At 52.3% G+C, this 14960-nt stretch carries 15 protein-coding genes and 1 tRNA gene; 8 read left to right on the top strand and 8 right to left on the bottom strand.

What is annotated here, in order from left to right:
• Positions 1-80: 80 nt before the first annotated feature.
• On the top strand, positions 81-767 hold the full coding sequence (locus ACRBCU_RS12100) for a WecB/TagA/CpsF family glycosyltransferase (RefSeq protein WP_431365646.1): 687 nt from the start codon (positions 81-83) through the stop codon (positions 765-767).
• Here ACRBCU_RS12100 and ACRBCU_RS12095 read toward each other — a convergent pair.
• The 3 genes from ACRBCU_RS12095 to ACRBCU_RS12085 are packed head-to-tail and all read right to left on the bottom strand — an operon-like array spanning position 764 to position 5075.
• Entirely contained in the window at positions 764-1543 is a 780-nt protein-coding gene (locus ACRBCU_RS12095; RefSeq protein ID WP_431365645.1) for an SDR family oxidoreductase, read from the bottom strand. The two genes, ACRBCU_RS12100 and ACRBCU_RS12095, sit on opposite strands and share 4 nt — an antisense overlap.
• Positions 1540-3084, bottom strand: coding sequence for a GMC oxidoreductase (locus ACRBCU_RS12090; RefSeq protein ID WP_431365644.1), 1545 nt, complete (start codon positions 3082-3084; stop codon positions 1540-1542). The genes ACRBCU_RS12095 and ACRBCU_RS12090 overlap by 4 nt, the downstream gene beginning before the upstream one ends.
• Positions 3081-5075: an acyltransferase family protein gene (locus tag ACRBCU_RS12085; RefSeq protein ID WP_431365643.1), complete on the bottom strand. Its 1995-nt coding sequence runs from the start codon at positions 5073-5075 to the stop codon at positions 3081-3083. Before ACRBCU_RS12085 ends, ACRBCU_RS12090 begins: the two co-directional genes overlap by 4 nt.
• A 129-nt stretch (positions 5076-5204) precedes the next feature.
• On the opposite strand from ACRBCU_RS12085, the gene ACRBCU_RS12080 reads away from it, so the two are divergent.
• Positions 5205-5699, top strand: coding sequence for a serine O-acetyltransferase (locus tag ACRBCU_RS12080; RefSeq protein WP_431365642.1), 495 nt, complete (start codon positions 5205-5207; stop codon positions 5697-5699).
• Here ACRBCU_RS12080 and ACRBCU_RS12075 read toward each other — a convergent pair.
• The 5 genes from ACRBCU_RS12075 to ACRBCU_RS12055 form a co-directional block, all read right to left on the bottom strand.
• Positions 5692-6966, bottom strand: coding sequence for a glycosyltransferase family 4 protein (locus ACRBCU_RS12075; protein WP_431365641.1), 1275 nt, complete (start codon positions 6964-6966; stop codon positions 5692-5694). The genes ACRBCU_RS12080 and ACRBCU_RS12075 overlap by 8 nt on opposite strands.
• Complete coding sequence (locus ACRBCU_RS12070) at positions 6967-8364, bottom strand: hypothetical protein (protein ID WP_431365640.1); 1398 nt, start codon at positions 8362-8364, stop codon at positions 6967-6969.
• Between the two features lie 170 nt (positions 8365-8534).
• Positions 8535-9224, bottom strand: a complete 690-nt coding sequence (locus tag ACRBCU_RS12065; RefSeq protein ID WP_431365639.1) for a sugar transferase — start codon at positions 9222-9224, stop codon at positions 8535-8537.
• 796 nt (positions 9225-10020) lie between these two features.
• Positions 10021-10287 (bottom strand): hypothetical protein, encoded by a 267-nt coding sequence (locus tag ACRBCU_RS12060; RefSeq protein WP_431365638.1) that lies wholly within the window; start codon positions 10285-10287, stop codon positions 10021-10023.
• A 189-nt stretch (positions 10288-10476) separates the two neighbouring features.
• A tRNA-Thr gene (locus tag ACRBCU_RS12055) sits at positions 10477-10551 on the bottom strand.
• Positions 10552-10638: 87 nt separating this feature from the next.
• On the opposite strand from ACRBCU_RS12055, the gene ACRBCU_RS12050 reads away from it, so the two are divergent.
• The 6 genes from ACRBCU_RS12050 (at position 10639) to ACRBCU_RS12025 (ending at position 14960) form a co-directional block, all read left to right on the top strand.
• Positions 10639-10797: a hypothetical protein gene (locus ACRBCU_RS12050; protein ID WP_431365637.1), complete on the top strand. Its 159-nt coding sequence runs from the start codon at positions 10639-10641 to the stop codon at positions 10795-10797.
• 16 nt (positions 10798-10813) lie between these two features.
• Positions 10814-12082: a UDP-N-acetylglucosamine 1-carboxyvinyltransferase gene (gene murA, locus ACRBCU_RS12045; protein ID WP_431365636.1), complete on the top strand. Its 1269-nt coding sequence runs from the start codon at positions 10814-10816 to the stop codon at positions 12080-12082.
• Positions 12079-12540: a DUF2948 family protein gene (locus ACRBCU_RS12040; protein WP_431365635.1), complete on the top strand. Its 462-nt coding sequence runs from the start codon at positions 12079-12081 to the stop codon at positions 12538-12540. Before murA ends, ACRBCU_RS12040 begins: the two co-directional genes overlap by 4 nt.
• A 72-nt stretch (positions 12541-12612) precedes the next feature.
• A complete protein-coding gene (locus ACRBCU_RS12035; RefSeq protein WP_431365634.1) occupies positions 12613-13113 on the top strand; it encodes a DUF1772 domain-containing protein in 501 nt (166 codons plus the stop codon).
• 60 nt (positions 13114-13173) lie between these two features.
• On the top strand, positions 13174-14481 hold the full coding sequence (gene hisD, locus ACRBCU_RS12030) for a histidinol dehydrogenase (RefSeq protein WP_431365633.1): 1308 nt from the start codon (positions 13174-13176) through the stop codon (positions 14479-14481).
• The gene (locus ACRBCU_RS12025) at positions 14481-14960 is read left to right on the top strand and encodes a UPF0262 family protein (RefSeq protein ID WP_431365632.1); all 480 of its coding nucleotides are present in this window, start codon (positions 14481-14483) and stop codon (positions 14958-14960) included. The genes hisD and ACRBCU_RS12025 overlap by 1 nt, the downstream gene beginning before the upstream one ends.

The following is a 14960-nucleotide window of genomic DNA, read 5'->3' as shown; positions in this document are numbered from 1 at the left end:
TTAGGGAAAAGGGGCGCAGGTTGCGGCTAACAGGTAAAAATTTCGCAGTAGAGATCAACATCCCAAGCAAGGCCGCTTTGATGGATGAAATTGCGCAAAGATTTGAGAGCCGTCAGGGTTTTGCGCTCGCGACGATCAACTTGGATCATGTCACCAAACTTGAGCAAGATGAAGGGTTTCGAAGCGCATATGCAGCTCAGGATTTGGTCGTGGCTGATGGAAATCCGATTGTTTGGGTGTCGCAATTGGCCCGCGCGCCTGTTGATCTGCTTCCCGGCTCTGAATTGGTCGTTCCTTTGACTAAACTTGCAGCACAAAAAGATGCTCCGATTGCGCTTATTGGCAGTTCCGATGAATCGTTGGAAGCAGCGGGGAATGCGCTCAAACGTGAAGCGCCCAATGTGCGAATTGCCTATATTTGTGCGCCTGAATTTGGGTTCGATCCAGAGGGTGAAAGCGCTCGAAAAATCTTGAGCGAACTTGCTGCGAGCGGCGCTCAATTGGCGTTTCTCGCGCTTGGCGCGCCAAAGCAAGAACGGTTTGCCGCGCTTGGGCGTGAACTCGCGCCATCTGTTGGGTTTGCATCAATTGGTGCGGGTTTGGATTTTCTCTCTGGAACGCAGGTTCGCGCTCCCAAATGGGTGCGTCAAATCGCGATGGAGTGGCTTTGGCGGATGCTAGGCAATCCGAAGCGCTTGGTCGGGCGCTATGCGCAAAGCGCAATGGCGCTGCCAGGGTTGGCGCTTCGCGCTTACAAAAGTCGTTAGAGCGGCGTTAAGATACGAGGTTTTTGCGGTCGGCTGAGCGTCAAAAGTGCTTTCAATTTTCGCTTTAGCGCGCTGCCCGCAAGGATTTCGCGATCCATTTCAAATGTCGTCCCAGTGAGTTGAGGATCGTGCATCATCGCCAAAGCTGCGCCCCAGCCGGCCGCAACGTTTGGATCTAGGCCGTCCTCAATCCCCATCTGAGTTGCGAGCATTCCTGGCATCCAATCGCTGACCACGATATCTGGGAACCGATCCGCGATATCCGCAATCAAAGCGCGTGTGAAAATCCTCGCTGCGCCCTTGGATGTGCTATATTCGCTGCTCATTGGAAGCGGGGACATGTCAGCAAAGGTCGCCACGTTTAAGATACGCCCAACGCCATCTTGAATCATGTAAGGCAGGACCGATTGGACCGCATTCACAATGCCGCCTAGGTTGGTTTCCATGGTCTGCATGAATGCGCCTTGAGGCAATTCTAGGATATCACGGTGCGGATAGACCGCTGCATTGTTGATGAGAATACGAGGCGTGCCGAGGTCGCGAGCAATCGCGTCAACAACGGTTTGAACCTCGCCAGCGTCGGAAACATCACAGACATAAGGCATCAGCCTGTCGGGGCGCGTCGCAGCAGTTTCTGTTAGGGTGTTTTCCTGACGACCGAGCAAGGCAACAGGTGTTCCCCGCTCAGCGATCTTGCGCGCGAGAGCGCGGCCAAGACCCGTTCCCGCGCCTGTTACGATCGCAGGGCCATTCTGGATGATTTCGGTAGGAGTCATTTTGCGACCTCTTGTAACAGATGTTCCCCAACACGAATTGCGTTTGCTGCGATGGTTAAGGACGGATTTACACCAAAGGAAGTGGGCATAAAACTGCTGTCGACAACCCACAAATTGCTCAGGTCATGTGCTTTGCAATTGCGATCCAGAACCGACGTTGCTGGATCATCCCCGAAACGCAATGTGCCGCAAGGGTGGCCATAGTTTAGTTCGGGCTGCATCGACAAGAAGAGCTTGCGATGCTTTCGAAAGGCGCGCTTAATTGCCTTGCGAAACGCTTTTCGACGCGCTCTTAGCTCTGGCGCAATTGTGTATTCAACGCACAGTGCATCAGGATGCGCAGGGTCATAGACTACGCGATTTTCGGAGTATCCGTAGTCTTCTAGCAAGCCAACGAACACTCTGGCATTCCCGAGGAATCTATTGGCAAAGGTTGCTGGGATACGCGCAAGTTCGTGTGCGAGCGGAATGCGTGCAAAAGGTGATCTGGCGAGCATTAACCGCAGATAGTGCAGTATTTCGCCATAGCCAGCCTCGATTCCCATACTTTGTACTGTGCCAAATCGCGTTCCCTTTTCATGGTATAGGTCGCGCAGTGAAATTGTCTTGCTCGTTTCATCCCCATCGATTTTCTTCTTGGGCCAGAGGGCAAACATTTCGTTCAAATGAAACATCAGGTTGCGCCCAACCAATCCGCTGGAATTGGCAAGTCCACTTGGCTCAGAAGCAAGAAGCAAACGTGCGGAGCCTAGCGCACCGCCAGCAAGAATGACGCGTTTAGCCCTTAGGGATTTTTGGACCTTTCCAATGCGAAGTATAAGATGCTTAATGACACCCCCTTCGGCAGCGAGAGCCGTGACTTCTGCCCCTTCAAGCAACTGAGCGTTGCCAGTCGCAAGGGCAGGTTCTACGCCCGCGGAGCGTCCATCCATTTTGCAAGGTTTAGGGCACTTTGATCCAAGACAACCATGGCACCCTTCAAGGTATTTGATCGCAGAATGTAACCTGTAGGGGTGCAATCCACTGCTGCGCATTTCGTCCATCAAAGCGGAGTCACCTGAGTCCAATGCGGGATACGGTTCCAGTTCGTTTTCTTCCTCAAAAGAGAGAGGGTCTGGCTCGCCACAGACGTGAAACATTGTTTCGGCTCTGGTGTACCAAGGACGCATTTCGTCAAAGCTTACGGGCCATTTGGCCTTTGGATGATCGTCAATGTCATGGCGTTCTGGCCGCTCCAGTGTTGCTGCGTAAAAAGCAGAGCTACCGCCAACACCTGCCCCTATAGGTGCAAAAAACTCTGCCGATTTTCCGTCAACGCGAGCGCGCATAGGCGCAGGCCAAAACCCCCGCAGAGCGCGGGCTTCAGGAGAGAAAACCTCGCTGTGCAATGCTTGCCTTTCGCTGCGATATCCGCTTGGACCTTTTTCGATGAACAATACACGTAGGCCGCCCTCTGAAAGGACTCGGCCAATCGTTCCACCACCCATGCCTGTCCCGATGATGACCGCATCCCAATCCTGCTCTAGAATTTCGAGGTTCATGAGCCACCTTCGATCTGAAAGACAGGTTGAAAAAGTGCTCTGATACGAAGGGCGGAACTATTGATAATGTGATTGTTGTCAAAAAACTGAGCTTTTCCCTTGTGCAAAGCCGAGCAACTATTGCTCTCGCAAAAATAGGGTGAGGGATCGAGAAGCGTCGCCCCTAAGGTGCTTAAGTCGTGCATTGCCGGCGCGATTGCCGACGTTCGTTTTTGGTGATCTTCTAAACTAAGCGAAACCGCTTTCGAGAGCTGATCTTCAGACATTCTGTTGCCAGCCAGTTCGCGCGCAATCTTGCGCGAGTCATAATCGTGGATTTCAGGGAGAGCGTTTAGAACAAAAAGCTTATGACCTGTGCCCATCAATGCCTCAGCTGTTCGTTTTAACCCCTGAACAAATTGCTCGGATTGATCGCCGTTCGCATCCCTCACAGATAGAGCGATCCTGTTGTTCGCATCTGAGCCAACGCCATTTCCCTCAGCATAGTAAGCCCAGCGACCGACGAGCAGGACATGTTTGAACAGCTGGTCGCTCAAAGCTGTTTCGATCTGGTTGTTGGCCGCGGTGCAGGCTGCATCCTGCGCAGGGGAGGCTGAGGTTTCATCTTTCGTAACGCCAAATACAGGTGCGCAGCCTGCGCGCCAAATCAGCAAGGCTGGGGTATCCGCCTCGAAAGCAGCGACTTCCAATCCTTCTTTCAAAGCGCGCACGTGGCTATCACCCCAGATCAAGATTTCGGGCGTGCCTTCCGGGCCAATAGGACAGGTTTCTAGCCCGCTGAATGGGCCTGTTGCAGGTGTTGTGCAGCGTGACCAATCTTGCAAAAAATCCGCTGACGCTTCAATATGGGTGCGAAGCGGTGGCTCAAAACGCTCGATCATCCCATCTTTTTTGAAGACAATTCCGCCAACCGCGATAAGAGCGGCGCTCGCGATCAAGGCGCTGCCAAAGGTGACCCGATCAAGGGTGCGTGCACGGCGTACGGGGCGTTCAATAAAGCGCCACGACAAATAGGCCAAAGCTACGCTAACTGCGAGCCAAACACCTGTTTCTAACCAACTGTCGTAGCCGCCGCGATAATAGCTCGATAGAGTTAGAACTGGCCAATGCCACAGGTAAAGCGAGTATGAAATCAGGCCGATTCCAATAGGAAGCGGCGCACTTAATGCGCGGTTCACAAGGTTGTCGTTCTTCCCATTTGCAATCAAAAACACCGTGCCCAGCACTGGAAAAATGGCATGCCAGCCGGGGAACTGTGCGCTTGCAGGGATAAAGACGATGCTTCCTAGCACCAGAGCAAGGCCAACGAAGCTGATTGCCTGCGCCTGAGGGATCGTGCGCCGCTGGCTTTCAATTGCCAAAAGAACGCCCGCTAATAATTCCCACGCTCTAAAAGGAAACAAATAAAACGCAGCAGGTTGAGATCGCTGAGTTATCCAGATGCAGGCGATCAAGGATACTCCAAGTGAGAGCCACAACAGCACACGTAGCCCAAAAGAGCGGCGCAGTAATAGCATCATCAGCAAGGGCAGGACGATGTAGAATTGTTCTTCAACGGATAGCGACCAAGTGTGCAAGAGCACTTTGTCTTCTGAAGCTGTGTCGAAATACCCAGCGCTGCGAAAGAAGTTCACATTGGATAGATAAAGCGTTGCGGCGATCAGTGATTTCCCGAACTCGCGAAACTCAAATGGCAGCAGAACAAAATAGCCGACAACAAACGATGCAAGGGCCATGGCAACATAAGCAGGCGCAAGACGCTTGATGCGCCGCGCATAAAAGCGCTTCAGGCTAATAGTGCCTGTTTCTAGGCCTTCACGCCAAAGCAAGCCGCCAATCAGAAAACCGGATATGACAAAAAAAACGTCAACGCCGACAAAGCCGCCCTGAAGGCCAGTCACGCCAAAATGGTAAAGAACAACGGCAAGCACCGCGATTGAACGCAGGCCATCAATTTCAGGGCGATAGGAAAGGGGGGCTTGGGTACTCATATGAACAGTCTAACAAGGGTAAACGAGGGCGTCTTGATCCAAATGCCGTTGCTTTATGGCGATTTGATGGAAGGGGTTTCGTAATTCGGGCCAAAGGCTTAGTTTGCATGTGAAGAAATGGGCAGCACGATGCAAGAGACCAAAGATTTGAATGTTTCCGCGACTGAACCTGATTGGAGCCGCGAAGCCGTGCGCCAATTTTGGGATCCCGGTCAGAAACTTATGCGAGCGATCAGGCGTTATCAGCGGGCAAAGTCGCGCGGTGGGGTGCTGGGCAAGCTTTCTGCAAAGCGTTGGGCTTTGTCGCATTTGTTTTGGTCGACTGTGACGCAGAGTGAAATTCATTTGAATACGCAGATTGAAGGCGGCTTGCGGCTTACCCATCCAACGGGGATAATCATCCATCCAGATTGTATAATCGGTCCAAATTGCATGATCTTTCACCAAGTCACCTTGGCGGGGGCGGTTACACTGGGTGGCCATGTCGATATTGGCGCGGGTGCCAAGCTACTTGGTCCTTTGAAGGTAGGTGATCACGCGCGCATTGGCGCAAATGCTGTTGTTACTCGCGACGTTGAAGCAGGCCAAACCGTTGTTGGCATTCCAGCGCGCCCTATCAGCTGAAAAAATCCGGGGCCGCGCCACCTTTGGCAATCCAACCATAGACTTGCGTGATTTGATGTGCTTTTCGCTCCCATGTAAAATGGCTTTGAACCCGCACAGCTGCCGCATTTCCTATCGCTTCCAAGGCGCTGCGATCTTTGCATAGATCGCTTAACGCATTGCGAAAACCTGTGATGATCTCGTCGCGCGATCCGATTGGAACCTTTATTCCCCATTTGTCGCAGACAAGCTCACCCGGCCCAGCGTAATCGACAATTAAGGGAGGTACGCCAAGCGCCATCGCTTCTAGCACAACGCCGCCACCAAATTCTCGAATGGATGGGAAAGACAACAAATGGCAGGTTTTCAGGATGTCCTGCACCTCTTCATGCGCGACCCATCCGCGCCAATTCACGCCTGTGGTGTGTACTGCTTTTAGTTCTTCCAGCATTGGCCCATCGCCGATCATTTCGATCTCTAGCGCGCCGCTCTTCAAAAACGGGTCTGCCGCCTCTAGCAACATGTCAGGCCCTTTGTAGGGCACCAGACGTCCTACGAAGCAGGCACGCAATGGGCCAGTCTTGGGTGCTTCCGCACGTTCTGAAAAGCGCTTTGGGTCGATGCCGTTTTCGGGCATGTAAATGCACTTGTCTTGGTGTTGAGATGCAATTTCGCTCGCGGTATGGCGTGATCCAGTCAAAATCGCGCTTGCGTGTCTTTGGGTCGCTTTGCGTCCCGGCAACGCTTTGTACGCCGAGCGCAGATAAGACAGCCATTCGCGTTCACGGCGTCTCTCAGCGTCAAATCCTTTTGGCCACGGAACGCCGCCATTCAAAGGCCCCAGCACAAATGGAACTCCCGCGCGGGCGCATTTGGCCGCTAAAGGGCTGGAAATCGTTGGGCTAAGAGGGGTGACACGATGCACAATGTCATACTCGCCTGCTTGGATCGCGGATCCAAAAGTTTTCCAAATCAAATGTTCAAAGTATGGGTATCCAAGCGCGTTAATCAATTGAAGCGTGGTCCATCCTTTGCCTTGCCCCATGCGTAGTTTTTCCCCAATGGCCCAAAGCGGTCGAGCGAAAGCCTCCGAATCAATGGCGGTAAAGTCCTTCCCTTCCACCAACCCAGCGCGCAAAAAAGCGTCACGATTGCGAATTTGAGTCACAATATGGGCATCGCACTTCGCAGCAATTGCTGTCGCTAAAGACCACCCGACCAAAGGCACGCTGACCCATTCGGGGTTAGCGGCTTCGGCGATGATTAAGACACGAGGGGTGGATTGCATCTAAAGAACTGTCCGCCAGAAAAAGGGTTCCATGCCCGGGGTGCGCGCAATGCGTTCCGCGCGAAGCGTTTCTGCATAGCCAAGTAAAGCCCCGGAAAAGAGCCAAGTTAACGGAGTGAGCGTGGCATTAGGGATCATATCTAGCACGTTTATCGCCAAGAGCAGGGAAATCGTGCCTGCGTATGGTGTTATGGTCGCGCCGAAACTTGGCTTGGCCTCGCGCCATATCATAAAGATCGGCAGTGTAAGCAAGCAAAACTCTGCTAGGAATCCGACCCAACCATAAACGCCAATTGCAATGATCCATCGACCGTCTGTGACCGTAAGAATAATCCCGCTAACCGGATCAAGAATGTGGTTTCGCCCCCAACTGCCCCATCCAAACAGGGGCTTTATCATCGCCCGTTCCATCAGGATGATTTCGTTGTCGAAACGGAACTTTAGAGACGCAGAACGTTCTTCGCTAACCGCGGCAGCTTGATCGAGCATCCATTGAACAGGGACAACATCAAAGCCTTTGAGCAAAGGGTAGCCAACAGCGAGCGCGCCAATCATTGCAGCAATTTTGATCTGTGCATTCCGCTTTAGCAACAGAACAATCGGGATCAAAAAGATCGCAAAGAGAAGCGAACCCATGGACTTACACAGGACCAGAACCGCAAGCATATAAGCACCTGCGACATAAGCCATCAGCTTTTCCTTGCCTGCTTCGGCCTTAGCAATTGCAAGAGCGGCTATCACCACCATCATCGCAAATAGAGCGACCCAAAGGCCATGATAGAGGAATACCAAAGGACGGTAGCCACCAAAGCGGACCGATTGACCAAAAACGTGTTGGAAATAGCCATAGATCCATGTGTTGAGCTGCGGGCTAAGTCGAACCTCAATAAGCATGAGCAGCGAATAACAAAGGCCGCTGAACAGGAAGACCTTCAGGATTTCCTTTTGGCTTTCCGCATCCACAAGGAATTTTCTAGCAATCAGAAAAGGGATGACCGTGATGAACTGCAACATGCACAATGCAAGCATGTCAGTCGTTCCAAGGCCCCTGATCCCGACTTGCCCGTAAAAAACAGGCTCGCCGTTGGTGAGAACTGTGAACATTGGGCTGAAAATGAACACGCCTAAAACCAAACGCGGCAACATCGTTTCAGGCATGAGTGAACCGCGATGCCCATACATAAAGAAGCAAATGATAAAGACAGACAAGCTTGGGATTGTGTCTTTGTCAAAGGCGGGCAGTAGTGGAAAGTCAAAGCCGGCGGGGGGAGGTGGTAGAATGAGATATCCTGCGACAATAGCCCAGATGAATGCTTTTTCGACTGGCAAGCGTCTAAACATCACCAAAGTGACTAAGGGCCAAATGGCCAGCATCCCAAATGCGATCATATTTGGCATCGCGCGCCCGTATGTTTTTTGAGCTGACCAAACTGTCAGGTTACGCAGACACTATACGCTTGGAATAGCGGCGAAACCATGACGCAGTGGCGTGCAAACTAGGGATTGTGCTTTGCTCGCCAATCAGGCTGAGCAAGTGTAGCGGCGAGGGCGCCGCTACTCATGGGGCTTTAGTAGCCTGTTCCAGCAAAGACGACGCCAACTGTTTTTGTCAGCACACGCAGGTCTGTACCCAAGGACATGGCGTTAAAGTAAGAGGCGTCGAAGGTCGCGCGCTCGGCAAAGCTGCTCTCGTTACGCGAAGAGGTCTGCCAAAATCCTGTAACTCCAGGGCGCATCGCATAATAGGCGACGCCTGGATACAACATACGTTGATCAAGCATCATCGGACGCGGCCCGACCAATGACATTTCACCGCACAGGACATTCATCAGCTGTGGCAGCTCATCAATGGAGGTTTTGCGGATCAATTTTCCAATCGGGGTGATCCGTGGATCGTTCTTAAGCTTCTGAGTGAAATCCCACTCACGGCGCGCTTCAGGGTTCTTTGCAAGGTAGCCTTCAAGCACAGCATCTGCGTTCGGAACCATGCTGCGGAGTTTCCACATGCGAAAGGCACGCCCGTCCTTGCCAATGCGACTTTGGCGATAGAACGGATTGTGGCCATCGCGCATGATTAGAAGCGCAAAGATGCCGACGATAATTGCAGCAGGCAAAGCGAGCATCAGTGTCAGAACTACATCTACCACAGGCTTTATGAACGAAGCATAGATCGAACGCGATCGCAGCTCAGTAGTCGCTCGTGGCAGGCCGCTGATAATATCGGCATAAGTATTTAGCCGTCTATCATGTGACGCCATGTTTCATCCCCTTACACACTTCGCAGCGCAACCGCTGCATACGCACTCACCAATCAAGCCTACGAAGTGGGCACTCCAATTGGGGCTCACAAATAAGACGGGTTTGAAGCCGGCTCAGCAGACACTTCTGTTACGTTCAAATCTGCATTATTTTTGACAGCTCGCAGGTTTAAACAATGTGTCGAAAACTTGTCTCAACTCCTCGGTAATGACATAAACGCGCCACTTTCGTCAATGTTTTGGAGTTGCGCGATTGACCAAATTAGGGCGTAGCACTTGGCCAACTAAGCGGGAAATAGCCGCTATTTAGTTTTGCTTTGGCGGCGGCGCATTTCACAAATACATCCTGTAGGTGCATAGAGTGTCCTGTTGGCAGATTTCAGAAAGCACCCATTTTTGTCAATTGTTCGGAAACAGATGTAAGTATTAGCATTATTGTTTCCGCTTTGAGGGTAATTGAGCAGTATTCGTCAATAAATATTTAGGCGGTTGCCACAATCCTTGAGCAACTAATCAAGTATTTTGAAGTGTAGGTTTGATCGCGCATCCCTTTAAGATTGCGTAAGGCGCGACTGAGCCGAGCAAGCGTAGCTCAACTTAACCATAGTGCGGGGAATATTCTTGCCGCCACGTCATTTCGCAATTTTTAGGCAAAATTGGACGAAATGAGCGCAATTGTTGACGAATCACCGGTGACATTGGCTGTCTGCCGAACGGGGCTTCGCGCGGACTTGGATGAAGAGTTCCAATTTGAGCGGCCGCTTTTTGCGAGGTAGTACCAGTTTCGAAAGCTACCTCAAAAACGCCGCCATCTGAGCGGCGCTTTCTCAAAGCTATCTGCTTCATGAGATCCAAGCGAAACGTGTTCTTTGACAGCTAGAGCGCGGGAGGCGGCTTCTTCAGATGCGCCTTTCAAAAATCGAAAGGGTGTAGATCGTGCGGCGTTGCACACGACGGCAAAGAGCCGATCAAGACGCGCGCGATGTGGCAGAGACGTGTTTAAGCCATGTGGCAACGGCTCTACCAACGTAAACGTTTCGAAATTCAGTGGTGCGAGAACCATGCGAGCCACCCTTTCATAGCGAAATGCGCACATCTTTTGAGTGAGCGCGACCGTGCTTTGTACTTCGATTAGGTTCGCAAAGGTGGGTTTTCCGTTGTCTGTTCAAAGCACAAGCGGGGGATCGAAAAAAGGGGAAGCAGACTTCTCGTGGTCTAAAGTATTGGATTTATTTAATAATATAAGAAATCATGGTGCTGCTGGAGAGAATCGAACTCTCGACCTCTCCCTTACCAAGGGAGTGCTCTACCTCTGAGCTACAGCAGCAGCCGTGTGGGCGGCTGATTAGACCCAATTAGACTCTCACGCAAGCGCAATCTGGACCCTAACAAGGACCTGCGTTAGAGAAGAGCCATGACAGAGCGAAGTGACCCGAAAAAGCAGTCCAATAAGCAAGCCTCGCGCGAGGATCGGCTTAAAGCGGCGTTGAAAGCAAATTTGGGGCGGCGTAAAGCGCAGGCAAAGACACGCTCGCACGCAGAGCAACAACAATCGCCAAAAGGCGAGACATAAAGAGTAGGCCAATCAAATGGATTCAATTCTCGTCAGAGGTAATGGCGCGCTGAACGGGCAAATCCCGATTGCAGGTGCGAAGAACACAGTTCTTAAACTCATGTGCGCGGCGCTTTTGACTGATGAACCGTTGACGCTAACCAATGTACCGCGCCTTGCGGATATTGGAACGCTCAGTGATGTGCTTGAATCTCTTGGCTGCGAAATCGCGCAATTGGCGGGTGGCCGCGTTTTGGCGCTTAATGCGACAGAGCTGACGTCTCACAAAGCTGACTATGATTTGGTGCGTAAACTGCGCGCCTCTTTCAATGTGCTTGGCCCAATGATTGCCCGTGCTGGAGAAGCGATCGTGTCTATGCCGGGTGGCTGTGCAATCGGCGCACGCGCGGTTGATATGCACCTTGATGCACTTGAGCGCATGGGCGCCAGCATCGAGCTAAAGGATGGTTACGTGCACGCCACAGCGTCGAAAGGACTGACTGGCGCGGAAATTCCACTGCGTTTTGCGTCTGTTGGCGCGACCGAAAATGCCATGACGGCTGCGACGCTTGCTAAAGGCACGACCGTCATCAAGAACGCCGCGCGTGAGCCAGATACCAAGGCACTCGCGGATTGCTTGATTGCGATGGGCGCTCAAATCGAAGGCGCTGGTACCGACACAATCACTATCCAAGGCGTTGAAAAGCTCCATGGTGCCACGCAAGCCGTCATTCCCGATCGCATTGAAATGGGCACGTTCATGATTGCGCCAATGATTGCGGGCGGTTCTGTTGAGTTGTTGGGTGGTCGGCTTGATTTGATCCCATCATTTGCTGAAAAAATGCAAGAGTCTGGCGCAATCATCGAGGAAACCAAACTTGGTCTACGAGTGACCAAACCCGATGGTCCGATTAAGCCAGTGAACGTGACAACCGAACCTTTCCCGGGGTTTCCAACAGACTTACAAGCACAATTCATGGCAATGATGTGCTTTGCGGATGGCACAAGCGTGCTTGAAGAAACAATCTTTGAGAACCGCTTTATGCATGCGCCAGAGCTTCTGCGAATGGGTGCCAACGTAGAAGTGCATGGGGGCACTGCAACGGTCACGGGCGTTGATAAAATGAACGGCGCGCCTGTTATGGCTACAGATTTGCGTGCTTCGGTCTCTCTTATCCTCGCAGGTCTACGCGCGGAGGGCGAGACGCAAGTAAACCGAGTTTACCATCTTGATCGCGGCTATGAGCGGATCGAAGAAAAGCTAGGCGCTGTTGGTGCGGATATTGAGCGGGTCCAAGGATCATGAGTGAAGATGCACGTTTCGAAGACGGTGTTGCCTCATCGTTAAACATTGGCGCACAAGACGCGGATGATCTCAAAATCCTCTCGGCGCTTGTCCAGGACGCCATATTTCCAACAACCGAAATGCGATACTTTGCGTCTGAACGCCGTTTCGCTGTCCTGTTGAATCGTTTCCGCTGGGAAGAGGAGCGCACCCCGAAGCCCGAGCGTGTTCAATCGGTGCTTCATTTTTCGGATGTCACATCGGTGTCGAGCCAAGGTATTGATCGCGCCGATAAGGACATGGTTCTTTCCGTTCTCAGCGTTGAATTTGAGGCAGGCGAAGCGCCGTCTGGCCACGTAATTCTAACTTTAGCTGGTGACGGTGCGATCCGATTAGACGTCGAGGCGCTGGACGTCACATTGAAGGATGTTACGCGCCCGTATGTAGCGCCATCCAAAAAAATTCCGAACCACGAGTAATTTACGCGACGGAAAGCAACGACTGCTCCGTATCACCCTGCACAAAACAACGATCAACAGGGACAAATTACGATGCAACGTTTATTAACTCCAATGGTATTTCTCTCGCTGCTGCTTTCAGGGGCGATCTTCGGTTTTTTCTATGCTTGGGTCTGCTCGACCATGTGGGGTCTTGATACGCTTGACCCTAACACCGCGATTGCTGCGATGAACGCGATGAACATATCCGTGCGCAATGGCGTCTTTATGCCTGCCTTTTTCGGTACACCGATTGTTTTGATCGCGACGGGTGTTATCGCTTTCCTTGGTGGACAAAAGCGTGTCGCTCTGTTGATCGCTGGCGGTGGGATTGTGTATGTCATCGGCGCATTTGTCCCGACTGCAAACGTGAACGTGCCGATGAACATTGCGCTAGAGGCGTTTTCAGACCCTTTGCCGCTCGCAGAAGCGCAAGCAATCTGGGATGAGTATTCCCCACGCTGGCAGTTCTGGAACACCGCACGCACAATCGTCTCTGGTGTTACACTTTTGATGGTTGGCTTTGCTCTTTATGCGCTGCCACGCCGCGCGTAAGCGCCCTTGAGGCCGTCCCAGTCTGGCGTTAAGTCTAGCGCCAGACAAAAGGGACAGCCTATGCCGCAGTTTTTCTCTACAAGCGACGCTGATTTTGAAGCCCGTTTTACCGCGCTCTTGAACGCAAAACGTGAAGATAGCCCCGACGTAGACACTGTCGTTGCTGGCATTATTGCAGATGTTCGCGAACGTGGTGATACGGCGGTGATTGAACTGACTTCAAAGTTTGATCGCTTGGAGCTGACGCCCGAAACTCTGGCTTTCTCTGCTGAAGAAATTGAAACGGCCTGTTCTGAGGTCCCAGATGCTGAGCGCACGGCGCTTGAACTCGCGGCCGCGCGCATCCGTGCATATCACGAGAAACAGATGCCAGAGGATGCAAGCTGGACTGACGACGCAGGAGCAACGCTTGGTTGGCGTTGGACGGCGGTTTCCGCCGCTGGTCTGTATGTTCCTGGTGGTCTTGCATCCTATCCGTCTTCTGTTCTGATGAATGCTATCCCTGCAAAAGTCGCCGGTGTTGAGCGGCTTGCTATTGTTGTGCCGACTCCGGACGGCGTTGCCAATCCAGCGGTATTGCTCGCGGCGCGCATCGCGGGCGTTAATGAAATCTATCGCATTGGTGGTGCGCAAGCGATTGCCGCTCTGGCTTATGGAACCGAAGCCGTAAGACCTGTCGATAAAATCACCGGACCAGGAAACGCCTTTGTTGCCGCTGCAAAGCGCCGCGTGTTTGGTAAAGTTGGCATCGACATGATCGCTGGGCCGTCCGAAATCTTAGTGATCGCTGACAAAGACAACGATCCGGATTGGCTTGCCCTAGATCTTATGTCGCAAGCCGAGCACGACGAAAGCGCGCAATCTCTGTTGATCACGGATGACGCCGCGTTTGGCCAAGCTGTGGCGAGTGCCGTTGAAAAACGACTGCAAACTCTAGAACGCCGCGAAATCGCAGGAGCGAGCTGGCGCGACTATGGGGCGGTGATAACGGTCAACGACATGAATGAAGCCGCCTCCTTGTCCAATCGGATTGCGCCTGAACACTTGGAGCTTTGCGTCGCTGATCCAGAGGCATTGGCAGAGAAATGCGTTCACGCGGGTGCGATCTTCCTTGGACAATGGACGCCTGAAGCTATTGGGGATTACATAGGTGGTCCAAATCACGTGCTGCCAACTGCCCGCTCAGCGCGCTTTTCTTCTGGCCTGTCCGTGATGGACTTTATCAAACGCACCACAATGGCGCGAATGACGCCGCAAGCCTTGCGCGCAATCGGTCCTTCTGCTGAAGTGCTCGCTAATTCCGAAAGCCTTGAGGCGCATGGTTTGTCCGTGACTGCCCGCTTGCAACAATTGAACGGGTCAAACTGATGTCTCGAATTGCTCACATTGAAATTGACGACAGTGCATTGCCACCCCCAACGCCCGAGATAGAACAAGAGCGCAAGGTCGCTGTTTTCGATCTGCTCGAAGACAACTCTTTTGTTTTGCCTCAGAGAGACGAACGAGCAGTGCCCGAAGGTCCTTATGATCTAACGCTTGCGATCCGTGAAAAACGGTTGGTTTTCGATATCAAAACCAGCGCCAAAGAAACTGCTGCGGAATTTCATCTCTCGCTTGGTCCGTTCAGGCAGGTGGTTAAAGACTATTTCCAAATTTGCGAAAGCTATTTCGATGCGGTGAAAACCCTGCCGCCAAGCCAAATTGAAACCATCGACATGGCACGGCGCGGGATTCATCTGGAAGGCAGTCGAATTTTACAAGAACGGCTAGAAGGCAAAGCGGAGATAGACATTGATACCGCCCGTCGGCTCTTTACGTTGATCTGCGTTTTGCATTTTGGGGCATAA

Origin of the sequence: Planktotalea sp. (genome assembly GCF_050633725.1) — a bacterium.
Classification (GTDB): domain Bacteria; phylum Pseudomonadota; class Alphaproteobacteria; order Rhodobacterales; family Rhodobacteraceae; genus Planktotalea.
This window is presented reverse-complemented; position numbering and strand designations above follow the sequence as displayed.

What these genes read in the sequence shown, in the direction of transcription:
- ACRBCU_RS12095 (WP_431365645.1), bottom strand. Translation starts at nt 1,543, where the DNA reads ATGACTCCTACCGAAATCATCCAGAATGGCCCTGCGATCGTAACAGGC.
- ACRBCU_RS12075 (WP_431365641.1), bottom strand. Translation starts at nt 6,966, where the DNA reads ATGCAATCCACCCCTCGTGTCTTAATCATCGCCGAAGCCGCTAACCCC.
- ACRBCU_RS12090 (WP_431365644.1), bottom strand. Translation starts at nt 3,084, where the DNA reads ATGAACCTCGAAATTCTAGAGCAGGATTGGGATGCGGTCATCATCGGG.
- ACRBCU_RS12080 (WP_431365642.1), top strand. Translation starts at nt 5,205, where the DNA reads ATGCAAGAGACCAAAGATTTGAATGTTTCCGCGACTGAACCTGATTGG.
- ACRBCU_RS12035 (WP_431365634.1), top strand. Translation starts at nt 12,613, where the DNA reads ATGCAACGTTTATTAACTCCAATGGTATTTCTCTCGCTGCTGCTTTCA.
- murA (WP_431365636.1), top strand. Translation starts at nt 10,814, where the DNA reads ATGGATTCAATTCTCGTCAGAGGTAATGGCGCGCTGAACGGGCAAATC.
- ACRBCU_RS12025 (WP_431365632.1), top strand. Translation starts at nt 14,481, where the DNA reads ATGTCTCGAATTGCTCACATTGAAATTGACGACAGTGCATTGCCACCC.
- ACRBCU_RS12060 (WP_431365638.1), bottom strand. Translation starts at nt 10,287, where the DNA reads ATGGTTCTCGCACCACTGAATTTCGAAACGTTTACGTTGGTAGAGCCG.
- ACRBCU_RS12040 (WP_431365635.1), top strand. Translation starts at nt 12,079, where the DNA reads ATGAGTGAAGATGCACGTTTCGAAGACGGTGTTGCCTCATCGTTAAAC.
- hisD (WP_431365633.1), top strand. Translation starts at nt 13,174, where the DNA reads ATGCCGCAGTTTTTCTCTACAAGCGACGCTGATTTTGAAGCCCGTTTT.
- ACRBCU_RS12070 (WP_431365640.1), bottom strand. Translation starts at nt 8,364, where the DNA reads ATGCCAAATATGATCGCATTTGGGATGCTGGCCATTTGGCCCTTAGTC.
- ACRBCU_RS12085 (WP_431365643.1), bottom strand. Translation starts at nt 5,075, where the DNA reads ATGAGTACCCAAGCCCCCCTTTCCTATCGCCCTGAAATTGATGGCCTG.
- ACRBCU_RS12050 (WP_431365637.1), top strand. Translation starts at nt 10,639, where the DNA reads ATGACAGAGCGAAGTGACCCGAAAAAGCAGTCCAATAAGCAAGCCTCG.
- ACRBCU_RS12065 (WP_431365639.1), bottom strand. Translation starts at nt 9,224, where the DNA reads ATGGCGTCACATGATAGACGGCTAAATACTTATGCCGATATTATCAGC.
- ACRBCU_RS12100 (WP_431365646.1), top strand. Translation starts at nt 81, where the DNA reads ATGGATGAAATTGCGCAAAGATTTGAGAGCCGTCAGGGTTTTGCGCTC.